Origin of the sequence: Clostridium senegalense JC122, from assembly GCF_000285575.1 — a bacterium.
Lineage (GTDB): Bacteria > Bacillota > Clostridia > Clostridiales > Clostridiaceae > Clostridium_J > Clostridium_J senegalense.
This window is the reverse complement of record NZ_HE611051.1, coordinates 260,454-286,818: the sequence shown is the minus strand read 5'-3', so window position 1 is coordinate 286,818 and position 26,365 is coordinate 260,454. Positions and strand designations below refer to the sequence as shown.

The window sequence follows — 26,365 nt, the reverse complement described above, 5'->3', positions numbered from 1 at the left end:
TCTTTAATAAAAGGGCAAAGGGTGGTAAAACATGGAAGATTTAAAAAAAGGGTATATTTATAATAATTTTTCTCCGGATAAATTTAAAGATGAATGTGGTGTGTATGGAATTTTTAATACAGGAGAAGAACCATTAGAAGTAGGAAAAAGAGCATATTATGGACTTTATGCACTCCAACATAGAGGTCAGGAAAGTGCAGGAATAGTAAGTTTTGATGGTGAAAAAATGCATTCTCATAAAGACATGGGATTAGTTTCAGAAGTATTTAATAAAGAGATTCTTTCAAAACTTACTGGGTATAGTGCAATAGGTCATGTAAGGTATTCTACTGCAGGTGGAAGTTGTATTAAAAATGCACAGCCAATACTTGGAGAGTTTAAATTAGGAAATATAGCTATTGCACATAATGGAAATCTGACTAATGCAGATATAATAAGAGAACTTTTAGAAGATTCAGGATGCATATTTCAAACTTTAATAGATTCAGAAGTTATATTATATCTTATAGCAAGAAGTGCAAAAAAAGGAATTCTAAATGCAGTTGTTGATACAATGCAAGCAATAAAGGGTTCCTTTGCAATAACTATTCTTACAGAGAATGAACTTATAGGGGTTAGGGATCCCTATGGAATAAGACCATTATGTATTGGAAAAATAAAAGATTCTTATGTTTTAGCATCAGAGAGCTGTGCCTTAGATGCAACTGGTGCTGAGTTTATTAGAGATGTAGAAGCTGGAGAAATTGTAGTAATAGATAAAGAGGGGTTAAAAAGTATAAAATTTGGAGAAAAAAGCAAAAAAGCAGTATGTTCATTTGAATATATATATTTTGCAAGGCCAGATTCTAAAATAGATGGAATAAGTGTCCATAAATCAAGATTTAAAGCTGGTCAGGAATTATATAGGGAGAACCCAGTAGAAGCAGATATAGTTGTAGCTGTTCCAGATTCAGGAATATCTGCAGCTATGGGATATTCGGAGGCTTCAGGAATTCCTTATGAATTAGGACTTATAAAAAATAAATATGTAGGAAGAACATTCATATCCCCAACTCAAGAAGAAAGAGAAAATGCTGTAAATGTAAAACTTAATGTTTTAAAAGAAAATGTTAGTGGAAAAAGGGTTGTCTTAATAGATGATTCTATAGTAAGAGGAACTACAAGTAAAAGATTAGTTGAACTTTTAAGAGAGGCAGGAGCTAAAGAGATACATTTTAGGGTTTCGTCACCAGTAGTTAAATTTCCATGTTATTTAGGTATAGATACTCCATATAGACGAGGTCTTATAGGTGCAAACATGGGAGTTGAGGAAATTTGCAACATAATAGGTGCAGATACTTTGGGATATTTATCAAAGGAAAAACTTTTAGAATGTCTAGATGAAAATATGGATTTTTGTATGGGATGTTTCCAAGGTGAATATCCAATATCAGCACCAATAAAATTTGAAGAATAAAACTTATAATTTTGTATAGTGGATAGTTGAATTAAAAAACAGAAATAGCTATCCACTAAAAATTACATACATTTGGTGAAAGAGAGGAATGGGGAGAATGATAACTTATAAAGATGCAGGGGTCAATATAGAAGAAGGTTACAAAGCTGTTCAGCTTATGAAAGAGTATACTAAAAAAACTATGACAAGTGGAGTTTTAAATGGGTTAGGTAGCTTTGCTGGTATGTTTGAAATAGGATGTGGTTATGAAAATCCAGTATTAGTTTCGGGCACAGATGGAGTAGGAACTAAACTTGAAATTGCAATAAGCTTAAATAAGTTTGATACTATTGGTATAGACTGTGTGGCTATGTGTGTTAATGATATTTTGTGTCATGGCGCAAAACCAATATTTTTCTTAGACTATATAGCCTGTGGAAAATTAGATTCCAATATTGCTGCTGACATAGTCAAAGGAGTTTCAAATGGATGCATACAATCAAGTGCAGCACTTATAGGTGGAGAAACTGCTGAAATGCCAGGGATGTATAAAGATGGGGATTATGATTTAGCAGGATTTGCAGTTGGAATTGTAGATAAAAAAGATATTATAGATGGAAGTAAAATAAAAGAAGGGGATGCACTAATAGGAATTGCATCTTCAGGAGTTCATAGTAATGGTTATTCTCTTGTAAGAAAGCTAATAAAAAAATATGATGAAAAATTAGGTGATAAAACTTTAGGGGAAATTCTTTTAACTCCAACAAAAATATATGTAAAATCAGTTATGGAGATTATGAAAAGATTTGAAATACATGGTATGGCACATATAACTGGTGGTGGATTTTATGAAAATATTCCAAGGATGTTTAAAGGTGATTTAACTGCTGAAATAGAGAAGAATTCTTTTGAAATTCCAGAAATATTCAAATATTTAATGGAAAAAGGTGTAGATGAAAACCATATGTTTAACACATATAACATGGGAGTAGGAATGGTATTAGCTGTAGATGATAATGATGCAACAAAGATTATAGAAACTTTAGATAAGTTAGGGGAAAAAGCATATAAAATAGGAAAAGTTGTATCAGGAGGGGAAGGCATTTGTTTAAAATAGCAGTTTTAATATCTGGAAGTGGAACTAATCTACAAAGTATAATTGACAATATTAAAGATGGATACTTGAAAAACTGTACCATTGAATATGTAATTAGTGATAAAAAAGATGTATTTGGCTTAAAACGAGCAAAAGAAAACAATATAAAAACTATGGTATTTGACAAAAATGAACTAAAAGAAGACCTAAGTTACAGCATATTGAAATATCTAAAAGGAAAGGTAGATTTAATAGTATTAGCAGGTTTTACTTCTATATTAAAGGAAAATATAATAGATGAATTTAGGAATAGAATTATAAACATACATCCATCATTGATACCAAGTTTTTGTGGAAAAGGTATGTATGGATTAAAAGTTCATGAAGCAGTAATTGAATATGGTGTAAAGGTAAGTGGATGTACAGTTCATTTTGTAGATCATGGAACAGATACAGGATCTATAATAATTCAAAAAGTAATAGACGTTAAAAGTACTTACAGTGCAAAGGAATTACAACAAGAAGTTTTGAAAGTTGAACATAAGGCTCTTCCAGAAGCTATAAAACTTATAAGTGAAGGAAGAATTAAAATAGATAAACGAAAAGTTATAGTAAGCTAAAACTATAAAAATTAAAGGGTGATATTGATGATAAAAAGAGCATTAATAAGTGTATTTGATAAAACAAATATATTAGAATTTGTAAAATTTCTTCAAAAGAACAATGTTGAAATAATATCAAGTGGTGGAACTTATAAATATTTAAAAGAAAATCATATAGACGTAAAAGAGGTCTGTGAAATAACAAAAGCTGATGAGATGTTAGATGGAAGAGTTAAAACCCTTCATCCTAATATACATGGTGGCATACTGGCAATTAGAGATAATAAAAATCATATGGACACATTAAAAGAAAGAGAAATAGAAACTATAGATTTAGTTTGTGTAAACTTATATCCGTTCTTTGAAAAAGCTAAAGAAGATTTAGCTTTTGAAGAAAAAATAGAATTTATTGATATAGGTGGTCCAAGTATGCTAAGAAGTGCTGCAAAGAATTTTAAAGATGTTCTTGTTGTTAGTGATATTAAAGACTATGAAACTGTTATAAAGCAAATTAATGAAAATGGTGATGTAGATTATAAAACAAGAAAAAATTTTGCAGCAAAAGTATTTAATTTAACTACTGCTTATGATGCAGCAATATGCAAATTTTTAATTGAAGAAGATGATGAAGAAAACTATTTTACTGCTTCATATGTAAAAGAAAATAATTTAAGATATGGTGAAAATAGTCATCAAAGTGCAATAGTTTATAAAAATACTAATGGATTAGGAATGCTTAATAATATAATTAAATTAAATGGAAAAGAACTATCTTACAATAATATAAAAGATATGGATATTGCATGGAAAGTTGTAAATGAATTTGAAGAAATAGCTTGTTGTGGATTAAAACATAATACACCATGTGGAGTGGCTATTGGAAATACTGTAGAAGATGCTTATAAAAAAGCACATAGTTGTGATCCGGTATCAATATTTGGAGGAATAGTAGCAATAAACAGGACTATTGATAAAGAAACAGCAACAGAGATGATAAAGACATTTTTAGAAATTGTAATAGCTCCAGGTTTTACAGAAGAAGCTATCACAATCTTAAAAGAAAAGAAAAATTTAAGGGTTATAAAATGTACATCAAAGCCAAATGATAAAAAAGAAATTATATCTATAGATGGTGGTTTATTGGTTCAAGAATTAGATAAAAAAATGTATGATGATTTAAAAGTAGTTACAAAGGAAAAGCCAAGTAATGAAGAAATGGAAGAGCTAATGTTTGCGATGAAAGTTTGCAAATATGTAAAATCTAATGCCATAGTTGTATCTAAAGATAAAAAAGCTATAGGTATAGCAGGTGGACAAGTTAATCGAATATGGGCGACAAAGCAAGCACTTGAAAGAGGAGAAGGAGCTACAGTATTGGCTTCTGATGCATTTTTCCCATTTAGGGATTGCGTAGATGAAATAGCAAAATCAAATATAAAAACTATAATTCAGCCCGGTGGGTCGTTAAGAGATCAAGAATCAATAGATGCCTGTAATGAGTATGGAATAAGTATGGTATTTAGTGGAATAAGACATTTTAAACATTAAATTTAATAGTAGATTAAATAGTTACTAACTAAAGTTTAGGAGAGTGAAACATGAAGATATTGTTAGTAGGTAATGGTGGTAGAGAACATGCATTAGCACATAAGATGGCACAAAATCCTATAGTTGAAAAAATATATTGTTCTAAAGGAAATGGTGGAACTTATTTTGAAAATAAATGCGAGAATATAGATATAGACGATATAGATGACCTAATAAATTTTGCGCAAACTAATAATATTGAACTAACAGTTGTAGGTCCAGAAAAAGAGCTTTGTGAAGGAATAGTAGATAAATTTAAAGAAAAAGGTCTTAGGATTTTTGGACCAAGTAAAGAGGCAGCTCAACTAGAAGGTAGTAAAGCATTTTCAAAAGATTTCATGAAAAAATATGGGGTAAAAACTGCAGAGTATAGTAAGTTTTATAATTTAAAAGAAGCATTAAATTATGTTGAGAATTGTGTCTTACCAGTGGTTATAAAAGCAGATGGTCTAGCAGCAGGTAAAGGCGTTGTTATAGCAGAAAAAAGAGAAGAGGCAATAAAAGCAGTAAAAGATTTTATGGAAGATAAAATTTTAGGTAATGCTGGAGAAGGTTTAGTTATAGAGGAGTTTTTAGAAGGTGTTGAAGCATCTATACTTTCTATAACAGATGGCGAAGTGATAATACCTTTTATATCTGCAAAAGATCATAAAGCTATAAATGATGGAAATAAAGGGCCTAATACAGGGGGAATGGGCACAATCGCTCCAAACCCATATTGTAATGAAGAAGTTTTGAAAGATTTTACAAAACATATAATGATACCAACACTAAACGGGATAAAAAAAGAAAAGTTAGATTATGTTGGCATAATCTTTTTCGGAATTATGATAACTAAAAAAGGCATATATTTACTTGAATATAATGTTAGAATGGGAGACCCTGAAACACAAGTAGTACTTCCGCTTATGGAAAGTGACTTAGTAGAACTAATAAATAGTGCTATAGATAAAAAATTAAAAAGTACTAAAGTTATATTCAAAAATCAGCATGCTTGTTGTGTTATAGCTTCATCGAAGGGATATCCGATAAAATATGAAAAGGGTTTTGAGATAACAGGAGTAAACAAAGTTAAAGCTAAAACTTTTTTTGCAGGAGCAGAAGAGCAAAATGGAAAATTAGTAACTAATGGTGGAAGAGTATTAGGGGTAACCACAATAGGAGAAACATTAGAGGAAGCAAGATATAAAGCTTATGATAACATAAATAAAATACATTTTGATGGTATATATTATAGAAAAGATATTGGAAAATAGATTTAGAACAAAAAGCATTATGAGTTTCATAGTGTTTTTTATTTTAATATGAAAATTATCTAAATAAAAAGAATTTGTTATTTCTTTATGATATAATTAAAAAGTGATTTTAAAAGTATATATACATATTATTATAGATAGGAGTGAAATACTTGGAATTACTTGAAAAGTTTTTTAAAGATTGGGGAATACCAATTTTATGTGCTGTTTTTTTAGCATTTTTGGTAAACAGATTCATATTCTTTAATGTTAATGTACCAACAGAATCTATGTATCCAACTATAAAACCTGGTGATAAGATATTTGTTACTAGAATTTATAATCAGGAATCACTTCAAAGAGGAGATATTATAGTATTTAAATCAGACGAATTGGAAGAAGATTTAATAAAAAGACTTATAGGTCTTCCAGGTGATCACATTGAAATAAAAGCTGATGGAACTATGTATATTAATGGTAAACTAATTGAAGAGGATTATGTAGTCTATAATAGTGACAAAGAAGCTATTTTTGATGTTCCAGAAGATTGTTATGTATTTTGTGGAGACAATAGAAATAATTCATTGGATGCAAGATATTGGGATAATCCGTATATAAATTATAAAGATATAAAAGGAAAAGCAAGGTTTATAATAAGTCCATTTAGCAGATGGGGAAAATTGAATTAACATTGAAAGCTATATTAAAATTTTAGTATAGCTTTTTTATTGTTTATTTTTAATAGTTAACGATAAATTTTCTTAACAGATAACTTTAAATAATGTAAAATATACATATAAATGCAGGGGGAGGAGAGAAAATGAAGAAGTTTATAAAAGATTGGTTATGGATAATTATAGTAGCATTAATAATAGCAGGGGTAACTAATAAATTTATTTTTTTAATATAAAAGTAACAACTGGATCAATGTTACCAACAATACAGTTAGATGATACCATATTTTGTACAAAAATTTATGGTGAAAAGTCTATTAAAAGAGGAGAAATAATAGTTTTTGAATCAAAAGAATTAAAAGATGACTTGGTTAAAAGAGTAATAGGACTTCCAAATGATCATGTTGAATTTAAAAATGATGGAACTGTGTATATAAATAATAAGAAGTTAGAAGAGCCTTATGTAGTTAATAATAGTGATAAGACTGGAATTTTTGATGTTCCTGAACATTGTTATCTTTTTGCAGGAGATAATAGGGCTACATCATTAGATGCAAGAAGTTGGGATAATCCTTACATAAATTATAAAGATATAAAAGGAAGAGCTAAATTTGTAATAATGCCTTTTAGTAGATGGGGAAAATTAGATAAATAATTAAAAGCTATATTAAAATTTAAGTTTTAATATAGCTTTTAATTATGGAGTTTCTTAACAGATAACTTTAAATAATGTAAAATAAAATTATTAAATATAGTTAGGAGAGAAAGTATGAAGAAGGTTATAAAAGAATGGCTGGGGATAATTTTAATAGCATTAATAATAGCAGAGGTAACTAACAAATTAATTTTTTTTAATATAAAAGTTCCTACAGGTTCAATGTTACCAACAATACAATTAGATGATGTTATATTTTGTACGAGAATTTATGGTGAGAAATCAATTAAAAGAGGAGAAATAATAGTTTTTAAATCAAAAGAACGAGATGAAGATTTAGTTAAAAGGGTAGTAGGGCTTCCAAATGATCATGTTGAATTTAAAAATGATGGAACTGTGTATATAAATAATAAGAAGTTAGAAGAGCCTTATGTGGTTAATAATAGTGATAAAACTGGAATTTTTGATGTTCCTGAACATTGTTATCTTTTTGCAGGGGATAATAGGGCTACGTCATTAGATGCAAGAAGTTGGGATAATCCTTACATAAATTATAAAGATATACAAGGAAAGGCAAGATTTGTAATAAGGCCTTTTAGTAGATGGGGAAAACTTAAATAATAAAAAATCCTTTAAAATACATATAAGTGTTTTAAAGGATTTTTTATTTTAAATAAATATAAATTTAAAAAATAATAATTTTTCAATTAAATAAAAATATTTTTTATTTAATTATTGAGTTTGTTCATGAAAAGTGCAATAATTAAATTATAAGTTAACAAAATGTTAAAAATTATTTCCCAAGAAAGGAAGTTGTATATATGGATATTAATCAAAGAATTGACGCTATGCGTAATGAAATTATTGCCTCAACAGCAGAACTTGTTAAAATAAGAAGTTTGGAAGGTGAAGCTAAACCAGGTATGCCTTTTGGTGAAGATGTAGATAAGGCTTTACAATGTGCTTTAAAAATGTCAGAAAAGTTAGGCTTTAAAACAGTTAATGTTGATGGATATGCAGGATATGCAGAAATCGGAGAAGGTGAAGAATACGTTGCATCTCTTGGACACTTAGATTTAGTTCCAGAAGGAGATGGATGGATGTATCCACCATATGCTGCTGAGATACATGACGGAAAAATGTATGGAAGAGGAACTTCTGATGATAAAGGACCGGTTGTTGCTTGTCTATATGCATTAAAAGCAATAAAAGATTCAAATCTTCCAATGTCAAAAAGAATAAGAGTTATATTTGGAACAAACGAAGAAACTGGTGGGGAAGACATTCCATATTACTTAAAAAAAGAAAAAGCACCAGTATTAGCGTTTACGCCAGATGCTGATTTCCCAATAATAAATGGAGAAAAAGGTATAACAATATTTGATTTAGTTAAAAATTTTGTTCCATGTGACAAAGAGGGTAAAGTTATAATTGAAAGCATAGTTGGTGGAAATGCTGCAAATATGGTTCCAGATTATTGTGAAGCAGTTTTAACTTGTGCAAATGCTGAAGAAGTTAAAAATACAGTAGAAGCTTTTGCAAAAGACAAAAAGTATGAAATGACAGTTAACATAGAAGGTAATAAAGCAATTATTAAATCTATAGGAGTTTCTGGACATGGAAGTACACCAGAACAAGGAAAAAATGCTATAATGCAATTAGTTACATGTTTAGCAACTTTAGATTTAAGAGATGATGAAGTATCTGATTATGTTAAATTCTTTGATGAAAAAGTTGGTATGGAAGTAGATGGAAAGAGCTTTGGAGTTTATCTTGAAGATGAACCATCAGGAACATTGTCATTTAATTTAGGAAAAATTAATTTAAATAGAAAAAGTGGATCAACTACATTAAACTTAAGATATCCAGTTACAAAAACGTTAGATGATATGATGACTCCATTATGTACAACTTTAGGAACTACAGGAATAATGATGGAAAACTTCTCTCATCAAGAACCTTTATACTTTGAAACAGATCACCCATTAATTCAAAAATTAGCAAAAGCTTATAGTGAACAAATGGACGAAGAAGCTAAATTTGTTTCAATAGGAGGAGGTACTTATGCTAAAGAAATGCCTAACACAGTAGCATTTGGACCAACATTCATAGGACAGCCAAGTACAGTTCATCAACCAAATGAATATATAGATATAGAAGAATTAATAAGAATTTCAAAAATATATGCACATGCATTATATGAATTAGCAAAATAATTAATAAAATAATGGAAAACACCTAAGAATTTTTCTTAGGTGTTTATTTTTAATTTAAAAATAAAAATATAAATTTGCAAACAAATAAAATCTTTATAAAATTCAATATTTTTTAAAAATATTATAAAATATATGGATAAAATAGGAAGGTGATGTTATAATATAAATATACTGTTAATAAGTTAAAAGAAATTTAATAATTATTTAGGAGTGTATTATGATTTTTTTATCTATGGTATCTTTAATTACTGCTATAATTTTATTAGTGTTTATAGAAAACCCTTCAATAATATTAGCTTTTGGTCTTATATCTATAAGCTTTATAAGTTCTTTAAGCAGTTTAAAAAAACTATCCAATAATGTTGAAGGTGCTTTAAAAAATAAAGAATTTAAAATAATAAGTAATAAATCAATTAGTATTTGTTCTGCAATTTTAATTTTGAATGTATTTATTGTAAGTTCATTAATTTTAATTTTCTTTTTACAAAAGATAACTTAATATAGAATTTTGAGTCTGAAAATTTAAAATGTTAAATAAATATACTGATATACTTAATATGTATACTCAGTTATTTTTATTTAATTTTATTGATTAAAAATAACTTTATAATGAGCATTTAATTGGAATAATATGACTCTATTTTAAATAGTATTATACAGTAAAAATTAAATTTCATTGTGAGGTTTTTTATTATGAAAATAAAAGAAATAAAAATAGGTAAAATAGATATACCGTTAAAAAGAAAGTATAAGCTTCCAACAAGAGAAATAACAACTTCAGAAGAAGTTGTTATAAAAATTATAACTGATACTGGAGAAGTTGGTTATGGTAGTGCAGCTCCAGCACCAATGGTTACTGGAGAGACAGAGAATTCTATAATTGGGGCTATAAGATATATAGAAGATTATATAAAGGGTATGGAAATTAGCTCTTTAGAATCTATAATAACTACTATGGAAAAAGTTATTAGAAGAAATCCAAGTGCTAAGGCTGCCATAGATATAGCACTTTATGATTTAGCAGGAAAGAAGTATAATGAGCCTTTATATAAGTTTTTAGGAGGAAATACAAATGTTACTATAACAGATACAACTATAATGAATGATTCTATTGAAAATATGGCCAAAAATTCATTAGAAGCTATGCTTAATGGTTATACAGATTTGAAAATTAAGTTAGGGTATGGAAGTTTTGAAAGGGATATTGAAATTCTTCAGGCTATTAAAAAGTCAATAAGAAAATCTGCAAGAATAAGAATAGATGGTAGTGGTGCATGGAGTGCAAAGGAAGCAATAAAAATAATAAAAAAATGTGAAGAAATAGGACTTGATATAGATTTTGTAGAGCAACCAGTTAAATATTGGGATATAGAAGGTTTAAAGAAAGTTAAAGATAGTGTGGATACTATGATTTTAGCTGATGAATCTGTATTTGGATATTCTAGTGCAGAAGCTTTTAGAGTAATAAAAAATAGAACTTGCGATTATATAAATTTAAAACTTATGAAAAGTGGAGGAATCCATAATGCAATAAAAATATATAATATGGCAGAGACTATGGATATAAAGTGCATGATGGGATGCATGATAGAAAGTAAAATAGGTATAACTGCTGCTGCTAGTATGGCGATGGCTAAAGATAACATGATAACCTCAGATTTAGATACTATGCTTATATTTGAAGAAGATCCTATAGTAGGTGGAGCAACTTTTGAGAAAAATAAAATAATATTAAATGATGAGCCAGGTCTTGGAATTAAAGAAATAAAAGGATGGAAAGAAATAAAATAAAGGACACCATAGGTGTCCTTATTATTTTGTAGATATTATAGCTAATTTGTGAAGGGCTCTAGTTGCCATCACATATCTTAATTTTTTTATATTATCGTAGTAATTATTTTTATATTTATTACTCTCAATTAGTATAACACCATCAAATTCTAATCCTTTTGCAAAATATGAAGGTATTATTGTAATTCCATGAGTATATTTTATATAATCTTTATTAATTAATTTAAAGTTCAATTTATTTTGTAACATAGAGTTCAATTCTAAAGCTTCATTTTCATCATAAGTTACTATAGCTATATTTTCTAAATTTTCATCTCTCATTTTTTGAGCAATAGATATTATTTGTGATTCTAACTCAGATTTGGAATTAGAGATAGTCTTTTCAACTTGTTCACCAGAACGGACTAATGGAACTATTTTATCTTCATCTAGAAAATTATTAGCATAGTCCATTATTTCTTTAGTAGAACGATAGCTTTTATCTAATTTATAGTTAGAAACTTCTAAGTCATTTAAATAATCACCTAAGGTTAACATAGCTGGTTCATCATTTAAAGGTAATAGACGTTGATTACTATCACCAACAATTGTAAATGAATTACACTTAGTAATTTCTCTTATTGTAGCAAATTGAACTGGAGAATAATCTTGTGCTTCATCTATTACCACATGTTTTATCTCATCTTTTAATTTAAATCCTTCTAATTTAACTTTAAGATATAGAATTGCAGCTAAATCTAATTCTGTTAAATCTAAGTTAGTATTAAACTCACTATAAAGATCCATAATAGATGGTGCATTTAAATAAGATAAAGATTTTTTAAGTTCTATTATATCTTGTATAAGTTCTTGTATTGCAAGTTTTCTTTTGAAGTCTAAATCATTTATTTCTAAAATTAATTCATCTTTAGAAAGTTTTGATTTAATAACCTTGAAATTATTTTCAATAGCTCTAAATTCTGTATCTCTAGCATCTTTTAGTTTAGAAAAAATTATTTTTTTAATTCTTTTGCTTCGTTTGAATAGAGGCATATATTTAAAATCTTCTTCAAACATATTTTGAATATCCTCTTTGCTTATAATTAAATTACCTCTAAGGGATATATCCTCATATTTAAATAAGTTAGCATTAAGAGACTCTATATATGTATCTAGTGATTTTTTGAAATCTATGGAAGATTTATAAGCAATTTCTTCTATAAATCTTTTATCACCGTTTAATACTTTTTCCATAACATCTTTTAATGAAAAAGCTTCTTCTAAATCCAAAATTTCAAGAGCAAAATCTATAAATGTAGATTGTTTTACTCCACTTTCTCCAAGGCTAGGAAGCACATCAGATATATAATCCATAAATATGTGATTAGGGCCTAGGATAAGAACTTTGTTTTCTAAAGATTCTCTGTTGTTATATAAAAGGTATGCAACTCTATGAAGAGCAATAGTAGTTTTACCACTACCAGCTACACCATCAACAACAAGTGCTTTATATTTATCTTCTCTTATAATTTCATCTTGTTCACTTTGTATTGTCATTATAATATCTTTTAATTTTTGTGATGAATTCTTACTTAATACCATTTGAAGTATATCATCATTTACATTCACTGCAGAATCAAACATTCCTTCAAGTATGCCTTTTTTTATTATGAATTGACGTCTGCCTAATATATTTACATCAACTTTTCCCATAGGAGCATTATAGTGACTTTCTCCTAAAGAACCATGATAGAATAATGATGATACAGGGGCTCTCCAGTCAACAACAACTGGTTCAAAGGTGTTATGAGGAGTAACACCAAACCTACCTACATATATTTTATCTATTCCAAAATCTTCTTCTCTAAATTCAACATTTCCAAAGTAAGGAGAAGTTTTAAGGATATTAAGTTCCTTAAGTTTTGTATCAATAGATTTAAAGGCTTCTTCTTTTACATACCTTTCATGGTCAAAGTAATCAATTAATTTATCTTCATCATCTTTATAGTCATCTAATATATTCTTTCTATATTCAACTATGTAATCAACGATTTCTTTTCTTTTATCTAAGTATATCAATATTTCATCATTAATTAACTCAATTACCTCTGATAATTTTTCTTTTTCTATACCGAATTCTAGTTCTTTTTTTAATTCATCGTTCATAAAAAATCCTCCCTTCAAAGGCTGTAAAAACAAAATTTTTTTATGACACTATTTATAAGTTTAAACAAATTATGAAAACTTATAACAATAGAGTACCTAATATTATAACCCTAGATTTGTAATATTAAAAGATAAAGATAGTAAATTTTAAAATTTCTTAGTTCATAAATAAATATATTAAAATTTAATGTCAAAATCATATAATGGAAAACTTAAAATTTTAATAAAAAAATATAATATAAATCTAATAATAATACAGTTAAAACTAAAGTGTATAATTATGCAATGATATATTAGAAAACATGAATATAAACATTGAGAAGTTAAAAAATATTTTTAGATAACCGCTAAGATTGAAGATTTATAAAAGTAATAAGACAATATTTATTTATAAAATATTTAGAATATTCTATGAATTTTATGATTATTGTGGTATATTTATACTAAAAGAAAACAAAATCGCATAAATATTATGTTATATAAACTTTTAGATGAATTTATAAGTAATATAAATATAATTTTAATTTATAAAAGGGGGAGACTTTCATGGGAAGTGACAAAATGTGTAAAAAACCATCACTTATGGTATCTTTAATACCATTTATTTCGTTAATAATATTTATGTTATTAGGTGTAATTGTATTTGATTCTGCACCGCAAATTCCTTTAATTATATGTTGTGTAATAACAGCTTTTATAGGTAAAGTTTTAGGAATAAGTTGGGATGACATGGAAAAGGCAATGATAGAAACTAATTCTATGGCTATGCAAGCTAACTTTATTATTATGATAGTTGGATGTTTGGTTGGAACTTGGATTGCAGGTGGAGTAGTTCCAGGTATGATATACTATGGCTTGAAAATGTTTACACCAACAATGTTTTTATTTTTACTACCAGTGATATGTGCCATAGTATCAGTGTCAACTGGTAGTGCGTGGACTACAGCAGGAACTATGGGAACAGCAGCAATGGGAATTGGAGCTGGACTTGGTATACCAGCACCTATAGTAGCAGGAGCAGTTGTAAGTGGAGCATCTTTTGGAGATAAATTATCACCATTATCAGACAGTACAAATTTAGCTGCTGGAGTAGTTGGAACAAATGTCTTTGATCATATAAGGCATATGCTTTATACAACAATACCAAGTTTTACCATAGCAGTAAGTTTGTTTGGTCTTATTGGTCTTAAATATAAAGGAGCTATTGTAGACACAACTCAAATTGATGCTATATCCAAGACTATATTGGCAACATTTCATATAAGTCCATTAATTTTCATTGCACCTTTATCAGTAATATTAATGATAATATTTAAAGTTCCTGCTATACCAGGAATGATAGGAGGCGCTACAATAGGAACAATATTTGCGTTTTCACAAGGAAATAGTATACCAGAAGTTTTACATGCATTATTTTATGGAGTTCAACTAAGTACTGGAAATACAATGGTAGATTCTCTTTTAAATAGAGGTGGATTACTTTCAATGATGGAAACAATTTCTCTTGTTATGTGTGCATTAGCTTTTGGTGGATTAGTTAAGAGAATAGGTTGTTTAGATACTATAATATCCGTAATACTTAAACATTGTCATAGCAGAGGAAGTATTATTTTATCCAATATAGTAAGTTGTATAGCCATGAATTTTATGGCAGCAGATCAATATATGTCAATAGTTATTCCAGGTCAAATGTACAAGCCTGTATATGAAAAATTAAACTTACATCCTACAAATTTATCAAGAGTTTTAGAAGATGCAGGAACTTTAACTTCTGGGTTAGTACCATGGTCAACCTGTGGTGCAATTTACTTTACAACCTTAGGGGTAAGTGCTTTTGCTTATGCACCATTCCACTTTTTAGGATTTATTAATCCATTAGTTTCAGCATTTTATGGTTATACAGGTATAGCATTAAAACCATTAGATTCAAGCAAACCAATAGGAAATATATTAAGTGAAAATAATACTTTAGATAAAGATAATACAGTTAAAATATAAAGATAAAAGGTAGCTTACTAAGCTACCTTTTATTTTTATAAAAAGTATATTATTGACACTCTAATATTATACGACGTATAATATACATAAAGATATAATATTATAGGGAAAAAATAAGGTAAAATTTACTTATAAAATTTTATTATAAATAAAAAGATATTTTTAGTATTTAAAGTTATCCCTATATTAATAAAATAAGGAGGACAAAAAATGGCTTTTCAGTTAGGAGCTGCTTTATTAGATGCATGCGTATTAGCCATCCTAATGAAAGAAGATACGTATGGATATGTGCTAACTCAGCAAGTTAGAGAAATTATGAATATTTCTGAATCTACATTATATCCAGTACTTAGGAGGCTACAAAAGGAAGGATGCTTAAAAACTTATGATCAACCTTTTCAAGGTAGAAATAGACGTTATTATAAAGTAACAGAAGAAGGCAAAATAAAATTTAAAGAGTATTTTAATGAGTGGAATGATTATAAAAGTAAAGTTGATAAAGTTTTAAAGGGAGGGATAATTGATGAATAGAGTAGAATTTATTAGTGAATTGAAGTCTAAATTAAAAAGATTGCCTAAAGATGAAATTGAAGATGCTTTAAATTACTATAATGAATATTTTGATGAAGCTGGTATAGAGGATGAACAGGAAATTATGGAATCTTTAGGTTCTCCATGTGATATAGCATCACAAATATTAGCGGATTATTCACTTAAAGATATGTCTTTAAAGCCTAACTCTACTAAAAAAGGGATTTCAGCAGTTTGGTTTGCTATATTGGCAGTTTTTGCAGCACCAATAGCACTACCATTAACAATAGCAATCTTTTTAACTGTAGGAGCTATTGGAATTGCAATAATAGCTATTATTATTGCATTTTTATTAACTATGATAGCTATGGGCGGAGCAGGAATAGTTGCAGTTATTTCAGGAATTGTTGTGATTTTTTAAAGATATACCAACAGCACTTATATTTATCGGTGGAGGAATTGTAGTAGTTGGAATTGATGCTTTAATTTTTCTACCTATAACATATTTAGCAAACAAAGGCTTCAGATTTATAGCTAATACAACAAATAAGATATTAAATAAAGCTAAAAAGAGAAGGGGGGTTAAAGGAAATTATGAATAAAAAAGTTAGAAAAAGAATAGCAATTATAGCTATTGGTATGATATGTGCAGGAAGCATAATGACTTATAGTGGATATTTATTAGGTGGTTCAAAAGACATAAGTTTAAATATAAAAGATGGTTTAGTCATAAATAATTCAAAGGAAAGATATAAAGAAACTATTTCGCTAGAGGAGTTTAATAGTATTGAAGTTGAATGTAACTCTAATATAGAATTTTTAAAGTCAGATAAATATGAATTAGAATTCGATGTTCCACAAAGTAGTGGAAAAATTTCTTATAGTGTAAAAGATAAAAAACTAATTATAAAACAAAGTGTGCAAAGTAAAAATAACTTTAATATAAATTTAGGGTTTGAAGAAAATAATCAAGATAAAAGTTACATTAAAATATATGCTCCAAAGGAAATGAAATCTAAAGAATTAAAAATAACATCTAGATTTGGAAATATAAATGTTTGTCCAACTGAAAGTGATGTAGCAGATATAAACTCTTATTTTGGGAATATAACAGTAGATGGTTTAGAAGCCAGTAGTACTATTAATATGAACATGAATAATGGTAAGTTAAATGCCAGTAATATTAAAGCTCAAAATATTAATGTTTCTAATAAATACGGTGGAGTTAAACTTGAAAATGTTAATTGTAATGGGTTAGATGTAACTTTAAATAATGGTAAATATATTGGAAATAATGTATTTACTAAGAATTATACTTTAAAAAATAGTTATGGTAATAATGACCTTTCTAATAGTAAAAGTGAAATATTAAATATTGATATTAAAAATGGTGAACTAAAGATTGATAGCATGAATAGCGGAAATGCTAATATAGTTAATAATTATGGAAAAGTGTATGCGAATGAGGTACAAACAAATGATTTAAAAATGAATTTAACTAATGGAAATGCAGAAATTAATGGTGAGTTTAAAGGTACATCAGAAATAAATTCAAAGTATGGAAATGTGTTAATTAACACCTCTTTAAATAAGGAAGACTATGATTATGATATTAAAAGTGACTTTGGAAAAATTAAAATAAATGATAAACAATATGAAAAACAGGCCGAAAGAAATGAAGGTTCTAGTAATATTTTAAAGGTTAAATTAAATAATGGAGATGTTAATTTAAGCTTTAAATAGTGTAATAAGCTCAGTAAAATACTGGGCTTATTTTCATGGAAAAATTAAAAACTTTATAAAACCTTTAAAAATTCCCTTTATAATTCTTATTGTTTACAAAAATAACAAAATTAGGGGGAGAGTTTATGTTAGAGAAAAAAATAGAAATAAAAGGTGTAAGTAAAAAAATAAAAAATAGAACTATATTAAGTGATATTTCCTTTGATATTTATAAAGGTGACATTTGTGGTTTTTTAGGGCCTAATGGTGCGGGGAAAACTACTTTAATTAGAATTATTACAAATTTAATTTCTCCAACAAAAGGAGAAGTAAAAATAAATGGCATAGATGTTGTTAAACAAAGAAAAAGTGCATTATTGAATCTTGGCGCAATAGTAGAAGAACCTGTATTTTTCCCATTTATGTCAGGAAGAAAAAATCTACAAAATTTAGCTATGCTGAACCCAGATATGTCAAAGGCTGAACAAAAAGAAAAAGTGGAAGAAGTTTTAAAAATAGTAGACCTTCAAAGTAGAGGTGATGATAAAGTTAAAACTTATTCTTTAGGAATGAAACAAAGGTTAGGAATTGCGCAAGCACTTTTAAATAATCCAGAAATAATTATTTTAGATGAACCGGCTAATGGATTAGATCCTATAGGTATGAGAGATTTAAGAAACCTTATATTTAAACTTCAAAGAGAAAAGAAAATAAGTTTTTTAATATCCAGTCATCTTTTAGACGAATTACAACAAGTTTGTAATAGATTTATTGTAATAAATGAAGGAAACCTTATATGGGAGGGTAGTAAAAAAGAACTAGAGAGTGTTAGTGATAATGGAAAATTAGAAGATGCATTTATAAAATTGGTAAGCAAATATTAGGTGGTGGATATAATTATGAAAAATTTATTTATTAGTGAATGGCAAAAGTTGTGGAGAAGAAAGGTTACATGGATTTTATTTATAACGACAGTATTAAATTTAATATATTTTATTAAATTTTCTATTAAAAATAATATTGGTATTAAACCAGACAGTATTAAATATATTTCAGCATTAAACTTTCCAAGTAGCTTACTTAAAAATCAAATAGTAAGCATTTTTGATATTATGGTAATTATCTTTATTGTCATGGCTGTAACAAATGAGTATAGAACTGGTCAGTTAAGGATGGTAATGACAAGAAATATTTGTTTTGATGAAATTTTCAAAGCAAAATATCTAGTTATAGTAAGTACTATGTTTTTATTTTTAACTGTAAATTTTCTTTTAAGTACTTTTTTAGGATATTTAGCTTTGCCACATGAAAATGTTAAGTTTCCATATTGTTTAAGAACTTTTACGATAAGTGAAAGTATTTCTTACAATATTAAATATTATATTGTTACATGTATAGTTTTAGCTGCTTTTATATCAGTTATTATGTGTATATCAGTAATATCTAAAACTGCTATAGAAGCGATAACATTGAGTTTGATATTCATGTTTATATCAGTGATGTTACCAGAGTTGTCTTTAATTTTTACAAGTAAAGGATCAAGTATATATGAAATTTTAAACTTTTCTTGTCTAACAAGAATTCAATATTTAGGTATAGATCATTTGCTTTCAAAATCTCAAAAAGGAATTGGAATTATGATAACTTCTATTGCTTTTCACGGAATAGTATTTTATTTAATTGGACTGAGTTCATTTAATGACAGAGATTATTATATTTAAGGAGAAATTAAAATGAATAGATTAATAGCTTCAGAATTTCAGAGAATATGGAAAAATAGGCAAACTATATTATTACTTGTATTTTGCATAGTTATTACAATTGTATCTTGTATATGGAGATATGCATATCCAGTTGGTTCATATGATGCAGTAAATTATAATGTAGAATTAAACAGACTTAATTTTGCGCCATTTATATTTTATGGAGTAAGATTAGAATTAATGTATATAATATTGCCTATTATGTATATAAACTCAATTAGTCATGAAATATATATGGGAGCTTTTAGAATATATGCAACAAGACCATATAAAAAACATGAATTTATAATAAGTAAGATAATAGCATTAGCTTTAGTAACTTTTATATTTGTATTTATAGTGTTTGCAATAAGTACAATTTTTGGATATTTATTTATGCCTAAAGTATCAAAAGTTAAGTTTTATAATATTCAACATGAATTTTCAATGATGCAGGCTTTTTTATATACTATAAAATTTTATATTATACAATTTGTTATATGTTTATGTGTTTTAGGCTTATCAGTAGTTATTGGTACTATAATAAACAATTTTGTAATTTCAATTTTCGCTATTATTGCTTCAATAATAGCATTAGGATTTCACACTAAACTTTTTGAATTTATTAATTACACAACAACATATGGTTTCTATGCTTTAGGGAATAATGCACCTATAAGTTTTTATATTAGCTTAGGAATGTTTTTAACTATAAGTTTAGTTATAAGTACATTTTTATGGAGAAGAAAAGATTATCTTTGTTAAAGGGGGATACATCATTGAAAAAAATTATAGGTATATTAATTTGTGCATTTATGATTACAACACTAGGAACGGTATTAAATATTAAGTATGAAAAATATAAAGAAAACAAAGCTATACAAGCCTTGAAAAGTAAGAAAATAGAATTAAAGACTGTAAAATATAATAATGGTTTTGAAGATTTAATGCCTTTAAAAAATATATTAAAAGATAAAAAAATTGTTGCTATGGGAGAAGCAACTCATGGGACAAAAGAATTTTTCCAAATGAAGCATAGAATGTTTCAGTTTTTCGTTGAAGAGATGGATTATAATATTTTTGGTATAGAAGCATCTATGCCTGATTGTGTAAAAATAAATGATTATATTTTGTATGAAAAGGGAGATGCAAAAGAAGCTGTAGCGGCAATGAATTTTTGGACATGGAACACTAAAGAAGTGTTAGAAATGGTAGAGTGGATGAGAGAATACAATAAAGTTCATGAAAATAAAATTAAATTTTATGGTTTCGATATGCAATCAAGTAGTTTGGCAGCTACAAATGTTATAGATTATTTAAAAAATGTAGATCCAGATTATGAAGTCAAATTTCACTCTAAACTTGAGGAATTTAATGATAAAAAACTAGATTATGTTGTAGAGAAAAAACTGCCTATTAATGATATCAAAGAAATAATAAATAATTGTGATAAAAAAAAGGATGAATATATTAAAAAATCTTCAAAAGAAAAATATGAAATAAACAATCAAAATTTGAAAATTATGTGCGAGTTTTATGATATTTTTGGTGAAAAAAGTAGTGATTTTGAAAAAGAAAATAAAAGAGATAAATATATGGCAGAAAATATAAAATGGATTTTAAATCATGAAAAGGAAAATAGCAAAATTATGATATGGGCGCATAATACACATGTAGCAAAGCAAATAGATAATTTTAGTAATTTAGATAAAGAATATGAGACAGGAAATATAAAAAGAATGGGCTCTAATTTATATGACATGTATAAAGACAAAATATATATTATTGGATTTGAATTTAATAAAGGAGATTTTAATGCTGTAGTATGCAATAAGGAAACTGGAAACCGTACAGTTGAAAAATGTACACTTCCGTCATCTAAGAAAGGTTCAGGAGCATATATTTTTTCAAAAATTTCACCTATGTTCTTTATAGATTTTCAATCTTGTAGTAAGGATAAATATCTATTAGACATTTTATTAGCATCACAAATGTATCATGATATTGGTGCAAACTTTGTAAATGAAAAGGCTAGCTTAAAATCTCAAGTTCTGAGTGAAAGGTATGATGGATTGATATTTATAGACACTACTAGTAATGCTGAAACTAATTAGGTATCAATAATGAAAATAGAAACAGACTAAGTATCCATTTTATATAATGAAATGGATAAATTATACGGAAAAACAACATACAACTTAAATTTATTCATCAAATTTTTGTTATCAGTTGGGAAAAATAAGTACAAATATAGTTAGTTAAGAATTATGAAGTATAAATTAAGAATTTAGGATGAAAGTGGCAACCACAACTGTTCACTATTCACTCTTAACTTTTAACTAAAATAATCTGTTATTTATTGAAAAAATATTAATTTGAGTTTTCTCACTTGATAAATGAATAAGTCTAAGATTTAATTTGGAACCCTATAACACCACAAAATTAAAGATTATTATAGTGGTATTTGATTAAATCATAGCTTGCAACCTTTTCTAAAGTTGTTTGTAAATATAATAATATTATGCTAATATATATAAACATATGATAAAATGATATATGTTTTTTCTAAATTTCAAATTAATACAAATTTATAGGGAAACAAGCTATAATTTGAATTTAATTAATTAGGAGCTTGCATGACTTTTAGATTATTCAAGTTTAAAAATGAATAGTCAAAAAAAGATAAATTGGAACACTATAATAAATTAAACTTTTGAAAAAACTAAAGAAAATTTTATATATTAAGATTTGAAATAACGAACGGAGGAACTAAATTATGTCTAATTTACCAAATTGTCCAAAATGTAATTCAGAATACACTTATGAGGATGGAAGTCTTTTTGTTTGTCCAGAATGTGCTCATGAGTGGAATTTAGAATCAGAAAAAGAAAATAATGAAGATATAAAAGTTGTAAAAGATGCAAATGGAAATATCTTAAATGATGGTGATACTGTAACTGTAATTAAAGACCTTAAAGTAAAAGGAGCTTCATCATCTATAAAAATAGGCACAAAAGTAAAAAATATACGTTTAGTTGATGGGGATCATAACATTGATTGTAAAATAGATGGTTTTGGAGCTATGCAACTAAAATCTGAGTTTGTTAAAAAAGCATAATAAAATAAATAACTAAAAACTACCTTAATATTAAGTATTAAAGCTTTATATTAAGGTAGTTTTTGTTTTGTAAAACAAATAAGTTTTAAAGTAAATGTAAGTATACTCTAGAATACAAAATATAACTTATATAAGTTCATCTTTATATTTTAGGGTTATAAAAATTCTTACATAATTTTTTGTAGATTAGTTAGTGTAAATATTTAAAAGTTTATAGAATATTAGAAAATTAACAATATTAATATTCAAAAATAACTTAATGGTATAATGTAGTGAAACAAATTGAAATTTTAGTGTATATATGGATTTTAAATTTTTTAATAGACAATATTAACTTTCGAGAGAAAAATAAATATTAGTTATATTAAATGTAGAGAATATATTAAAAGAGAAAAGTATGGTTAATGCTAAAAATTATTTTTTTATTAAAAAAGGTAGGTGAATTTTTATATATGAAGTTAAAAAAAGTTTGAATGGAGAAGTAATAAAGGCCATTAAAATTTGTATTGCAGGATTAATAGCTGTATATCTTAGTAATATAGTGTGGTATGCAGAAGCATCTACTATGGCACTTACAATTTTTCTGCTTTTGGCATCTTATCCATCAGCATCTAGTTCAAGAGGATACTTTAAAAAAAGGTTTTTAGCAAATGTATATGCATTTTTATTAACTGCTATAATGCATCCAATATTTAAAGGAAGTTTATATGGATTGCCTATTGTATTTTTTGTAATAATTGTTACATATGATAAGTTTAACTTGAATGGGAAAATTAGTGTAGTAAGTTGTGCAGCTGGTGCATTAATACTTTATATTAGTAGTGATATAGTTGGAATAGTGGGGAGATTCGTTTCTATATTGATAGGGGGTATCATTGCAATAATTGTAAATGAACTAATTTTACCAATAAATTTAGGAGATATAGTAGAAAGTTCTTTGATGAATATATCCAAAGATTTATTGTTAAATATAGAGTCTTTAATAAATTCTAAAGGAGTATTTGAACAAAAATATGATAACTTTAAAACAAATTTACAAGAATTAAGTGTGAATTTAAAAACCTTAGAAAAAGATATTGATGTAATATCAGGTGGATTTCACTTAAAAAATATAGTACTAAATTGAAAAAATATAATTATTTATATCAGGTAGATATGGCTGCAGATAATTATTTAAACACTCTTTTTAAATTTAATAAAGAAAATTTACATAGTAAAGAAAATGAACGAGAATACATAATTGAATTAACTGAAATAATATATAAAAAACATAAAAACATACTAGAAGATAAAGGTATAGGTGAAATTATAAACATAAAAATAGATTCAAATAGACTAGATATGAGCAATAATACAAATATACTAATAATAAGTAGATTGATAGAATATTTAAATAAAATAAATACATATTATTAAAAGTATATATTAATAAATAAAAAATAAATAGCTACCTCAATATATAATTTACTTATATGTTGAAGTAGCTATTTAAAATTTAAAAATATTATTTATAAAAAGTAGTAGTATTGCTAGATAAGATAGGATTATAATCATATGAACCTGCAACAATACCAAGATAAGCAGTTATTTCATGCTTACCATAAGTTTCTGATGGTAAAGAAAAAGAAACATTATCAGTTGGTCTATTAAGTTTAGTCTTATATGACAAAACTCCATTGTCATATACATATAATTGACAATTATATTCAGCAGTAGGTAGTTTTGCTGTAAATTGATTATTTGAGTAACTATATTGTAAATTTATTGATTTTTCTATTTTAGGATTAAAAAAACCTAAATCTATTTCATTACTCATAGAATATGCATCGAAATTTGGTGCACATATTCCAATAAAAGCTTTTATATTGTGATTGCCATAAGAATTAAGTTTAATAGGTAAATTTAATTCAGAGGTATTAGGAAGTATTTTACTCCTAAATATTTCACGGTTATTATCTAATATAATTAATGTAGAATTAAATTCTTCTTTACTAAATTTTATATTTAAATTAGTTTCTCCAGTTAATGCATCAACTGAATTGGAAAAAATTTTAAAATCTTCCTTTGCATTTATAAAGGTATCTTTAGTAGGTAAAGATACGTTATAAGAAGTGTTAGTTTTTGCAACCGCTTTAGTTGGAATGATTACAATTGAAGAACCTATTAAAGAAATACATAATAATGTAACGATTGTCCTTTTTTCATATTTAAACCCCCAATTAATATATAAATAAAATTACTTTTCGAGAAAATAATACAATTAATTCAATAAAATGTAAAATAATATTTGTATTTTAAATAGATTAAAGTATTGTATTACAATTTCAAATACAAATATAAATGGATTTATGAATAAATAGCTTACATTTAAAAAGAGAAAAATACTCTATAAGTATAGATGATTAAAAAATCTATATTATGGGGTATTTTTATTTTAAATATGACATAATAGTGTCATATTTCATAGATTATACTTTAATAAAAAGTAGTTAAGGAGAATTATTTATGAATTATGAAATTGTTAATTTAGTTGAAAAACAGGTAGTAGGTTTAATAAAGGAAACCACTAATGAAAATGGTAAAGCCATTAAAGATATAGGGAAAATGTGGGAAAAATTTTTAGCAAAAACATATTATGAAAAAATAAAAAATAGAAATAATAAAAAATTTATTGCAGTATATACAGATTACCAAGGAGATTTTACAAACCCTTATAATTTTTTAATTTGTTCTGAAGTTATTAAAAGTGATAATTTAGAATCCCCATTAGTAAGTAGAAAAATTCCAGGTGGGAAATATGCTAAATTTGTTATAAAAGGTGATGTTAAAAAATCAGTATAGGAATTTTGGAGTGAACTGTGGCAAATGAATCTAGATAGAAGATATTCTTGTGATTTTGAGGAATATCAAAATAATAGCAATGATATGAAAAATCAAGAAATCCATATTTATATTTCTTTAAATTAAGAATGTATTATATAAAATTTTTTTCCTATAATATTTAATAAGAAATAAATTATTTATAGGATGGAGCATTATAAGTTATGAGTAAAAGTGTTAGAAGAGGATATGTATTAAAAGATGAAGAGGAATTTAGTAAAAAGAGTATTAATAAATTATATAAAGCAGGTGAGGACTTAAGATATCTTCTAAATAGAGGTTACAATATAAAAGGAAGCTCTACTTTTATAGGAAATCATTATTTGTTATCTGAAAGGCAAAGACTTTCAATAGTTAGGGGGATTTCTTCAGATAAGTCAGTAGAAAATAGAAAAGCAAAAGAAATAGCTATTAATAAATTAGAAAATCAAACTGTAAATATTGATGGCTTTAATACAGTAATTACGCTAGAGGTAGCATTATCTAATTCAGTAATATTAAATTGTATGGATGGCACAATAAGAGATTTAGCTGGGCTTCGTGGTACATATAAAATTATAGATAAAAGTGAATTAGCAATTAAACTTATTGGAAATATATTAGAGAAATATAAAATAAAAAAAGCTATTTTCTATTTAGACTCACCAGTTTCAAATTCAGGAAGATTAAAACTTAAAATATTAGAATTACTAAAGGATTATAATTTTCAAGTTGAAGCAAAAACAATCAATAATGTAGATACTGTATTAGAATCATCAGGTTGTGTTATAACTAGTGATGCTATTATTTTAGATAAGTGTAATAGTTGGATTAATTTAAATAAGGAAATTATAAAAAATAATATGTTAAATACTATGTATGTTGATTTTGAAACTAATTTAAAAAATAATCATATATTATAATAGTAGTAGATGGATTTATATATAAGGCATAATCAA

Annotated in this window: 26 protein-coding genes; 24 read left to right on the top strand and 2 right to left on the bottom strand. The window is 26.5% G+C overall.

What is annotated here, in order from left to right:
• The first annotated feature begins 31 nt into the window (after nt 1-31).
• The 11 genes from purF to CSGHG_RS09490 all read left to right on the top strand — a co-directional run bounded on the left by purF (nt 32) and on the right by CSGHG_RS09490 (nt 11,291).
• Entirely contained in the window at nt 32-1,456 is a 1,425-nt protein-coding gene (gene purF, locus CSGHG_RS09540; RefSeq protein ID WP_010294457.1) for an amidophosphoribosyltransferase, read from the top strand.
• 97 nt (nt 1,457-1,553) lie between these two features.
• The gene (gene purM, locus CSGHG_RS09535) at nt 1,554-2,552 is read left to right on the top strand and encodes a phosphoribosylformylglycinamidine cyclo-ligase (RefSeq protein ID WP_010294456.1); all 999 of its coding nucleotides are present in this window, start codon (nt 1,554-1,556) and stop codon (nt 2,550-2,552) included.
• Nucleotides 2,540-3,151 (top strand): phosphoribosylglycinamide formyltransferase, encoded by a 612-nt coding sequence (gene purN, locus CSGHG_RS09530; RefSeq protein ID WP_010294455.1) that lies wholly within the window; start codon nt 2,540-2,542, stop codon nt 3,149-3,151. The genes purM and purN overlap by 13 nt, the downstream gene beginning before the upstream one ends.
• 27 nt (nt 3,152-3,178) lie before the next feature.
• The gene (purH, locus tag CSGHG_RS09525) at nt 3,179-4,681 is read left to right on the top strand and encodes a bifunctional phosphoribosylaminoimidazolecarboxamide formyltransferase/IMP cyclohydrolase (protein WP_010294454.1); all 1,503 of its coding nucleotides are present in this window, start codon (nt 3,179-3,181) and stop codon (nt 4,679-4,681) included.
• A gap of 50 nt (nt 4,682-4,731) precedes the next feature.
• On the top strand, nt 4,732-5,976 hold the full coding sequence (gene purD, locus CSGHG_RS09520; RefSeq protein ID WP_010294453.1) for a phosphoribosylamine--glycine ligase: 1,245 nt from the start codon (nt 4,732-4,734) through the stop codon (nt 5,974-5,976).
• Nucleotides 5,977-6,128: 152 nt separating this feature from the next.
• Complete coding sequence (gene lepB / locus CSGHG_RS09515; protein ID WP_010294451.1) at nt 6,129-6,644, top strand: signal peptidase I; 516 nt, start codon at nt 6,129-6,131, stop codon at nt 6,642-6,644.
• 238 nt (nt 6,645-6,882) lie between these two features.
• Nucleotides 6,883-7,284: a signal peptidase I gene (lepB, locus tag CSGHG_RS20400; RefSeq protein ID WP_010294449.1), complete on the top strand. Its 402-nt coding sequence runs from the start codon at nt 6,883-6,885 to the stop codon at nt 7,282-7,284.
• 114 nt (nt 7,285-7,398) lie between these two features.
• The gene (lepB, locus tag CSGHG_RS09505; protein ID WP_010294448.1) at nt 7,399-7,905 is read left to right on the top strand and encodes a signal peptidase I; all 507 of its coding nucleotides are present in this window, start codon (nt 7,399-7,401) and stop codon (nt 7,903-7,905) included.
• A 200-nt stretch (nt 7,906-8,105) separates the two neighbouring features.
• Entirely contained in the window at nt 8,106-9,500 is a 1,395-nt protein-coding gene (gene pepV, locus CSGHG_RS09500) for a dipeptidase PepV (protein WP_010294447.1), read from the top strand.
• Nucleotides 9,501-9,717: 217 nt separating this feature from the next.
• Nucleotides 9,718-9,999, top strand: a complete 282-nt coding sequence (locus CSGHG_RS09495) for a hypothetical protein (protein ID WP_010294446.1) — start codon at nt 9,718-9,720, stop codon at nt 9,997-9,999.
• A 194-nt stretch (nt 10,000-10,193) separates the two neighbouring features.
• Entirely contained in the window at nt 10,194-11,291 is a 1,098-nt protein-coding gene (locus CSGHG_RS09490) for a mandelate racemase/muconate lactonizing enzyme family protein (RefSeq protein WP_010294444.1), read from the top strand.
• A gap of 21 nt (nt 11,292-11,312) precedes the next feature.
• Here the strand turns inward: CSGHG_RS09490 and CSGHG_RS09485 are convergent, their stop codons facing one another.
• Nucleotides 11,313-13,436 (bottom strand): HelD family protein, encoded by a 2,124-nt coding sequence (locus CSGHG_RS09485; protein WP_010294443.1) that lies wholly within the window; start codon nt 13,434-13,436, stop codon nt 11,313-11,315.
• A 546-nt stretch (nt 13,437-13,982) separates the two neighbouring features.
• Here CSGHG_RS09485 and nhaC point away from each other — a divergent pair.
• From nhaC to CSGHG_RS09430, 11 genes are all read left to right on the top strand, one after another.
• The gene (nhaC, locus tag CSGHG_RS09480; protein WP_010294442.1) at nt 13,983-15,434 is read left to right on the top strand and encodes a Na+/H+ antiporter NhaC; all 1,452 of its coding nucleotides are present in this window, start codon (nt 13,983-13,985) and stop codon (nt 15,432-15,434) included.
• A 210-nt stretch (nt 15,435-15,644) separates the two neighbouring features.
• On the top strand, nt 15,645-15,965 hold the full coding sequence (locus tag CSGHG_RS09475; protein WP_010294439.1) for a PadR family transcriptional regulator: 321 nt from the start codon (nt 15,645-15,647) through the stop codon (nt 15,963-15,965).
• On the top strand, nt 15,958-16,386 hold the full coding sequence (locus CSGHG_RS20395) for a DUF1700 domain-containing protein (RefSeq protein ID WP_010294438.1): 429 nt from the start codon (nt 15,958-15,960) through the stop codon (nt 16,384-16,386). Before CSGHG_RS09475 ends, CSGHG_RS20395 begins: the two co-directional genes overlap by 8 nt.
• A gap of 173 nt (nt 16,387-16,559) precedes the next feature.
• Entirely contained in the window at nt 16,560-17,708 is a 1,149-nt protein-coding gene (locus CSGHG_RS09465; RefSeq protein ID WP_010294435.1) for a DUF4097 family beta strand repeat-containing protein, read from the top strand.
• 125 nt (nt 17,709-17,833) lie between these two features.
• Nucleotides 17,834-18,571, top strand: a complete 738-nt coding sequence (locus CSGHG_RS09460) for an ABC transporter ATP-binding protein (RefSeq protein ID WP_010294433.1) — start codon at nt 17,834-17,836, stop codon at nt 18,569-18,571.
• Between the two features lie 15 nt (nt 18,572-18,586).
• Nucleotides 18,587-19,408, top strand: coding sequence for an ABC transporter permease (locus tag CSGHG_RS09455; protein ID WP_010294430.1), 822 nt, complete (start codon nt 18,587-18,589; stop codon nt 19,406-19,408).
• Between the two features lie 12 nt (nt 19,409-19,420).
• On the top strand, nt 19,421-20,194 hold the full coding sequence (locus CSGHG_RS09450) for an ABC transporter permease (RefSeq protein ID WP_010294428.1): 774 nt from the start codon (nt 19,421-19,423) through the stop codon (nt 20,192-20,194).
• Nucleotides 20,195-20,208: 14 nt separating this feature from the next.
• Complete coding sequence (locus CSGHG_RS09445; protein ID WP_010294425.1) at nt 20,209-21,543, top strand: erythromycin esterase family protein; 1,335 nt, start codon at nt 20,209-20,211, stop codon at nt 21,541-21,543.
• Nucleotides 21,544-22,205: 662 nt separating this feature from the next.
• The gene (locus tag CSGHG_RS09440; protein WP_010294424.1) at nt 22,206-22,547 is read left to right on the top strand and encodes a zinc ribbon domain-containing protein YjdM; all 342 of its coding nucleotides are present in this window, start codon (nt 22,206-22,208) and stop codon (nt 22,545-22,547) included.
• 469 nt (nt 22,548-23,016) lie between these two features.
• On the top strand, nt 23,017-23,673 hold the full coding sequence (locus CSGHG_RS09435) for an aromatic acid exporter family protein (protein WP_010294422.1): 657 nt from the start codon (nt 23,017-23,019) through the stop codon (nt 23,671-23,673).
• Nucleotides 23,670-23,963: a hypothetical protein gene (locus tag CSGHG_RS09430; protein WP_026022298.1), complete on the top strand. Its 294-nt coding sequence runs from the start codon at nt 23,670-23,672 to the stop codon at nt 23,961-23,963. The genes CSGHG_RS09435 and CSGHG_RS09430 overlap by 4 nt, the downstream gene beginning before the upstream one ends.
• Nucleotides 23,964-24,051: 88 nt before the next feature.
• On the opposite strand, the gene CSGHG_RS09425 is transcribed toward CSGHG_RS09430, so the two are convergent.
• Nucleotides 24,052-24,363 (bottom strand): hypothetical protein, encoded by a 312-nt coding sequence (locus CSGHG_RS09425; RefSeq protein WP_010294418.1) that lies wholly within the window; start codon nt 24,361-24,363, stop codon nt 24,052-24,054.
• Between the two features lie 689 nt (nt 24,364-25,052).
• Here CSGHG_RS09425 and CSGHG_RS20390 point away from each other — a divergent pair.
• Nucleotides 25,053-25,388, top strand: coding sequence for a GyrI-like domain-containing protein (locus CSGHG_RS20390; RefSeq protein WP_010294417.1), 336 nt, complete (start codon nt 25,053-25,055; stop codon nt 25,386-25,388).
• 203 nt (nt 25,389-25,591) lie between these two features.
• Complete coding sequence (locus tag CSGHG_RS09415) at nt 25,592-26,329, top strand: DUF434 domain-containing protein (RefSeq protein ID WP_010294416.1); 738 nt, start codon at nt 25,592-25,594, stop codon at nt 26,327-26,329.
• The last annotated feature ends 36 nt before the right edge of the window (nt 26,330-26,365 follow it).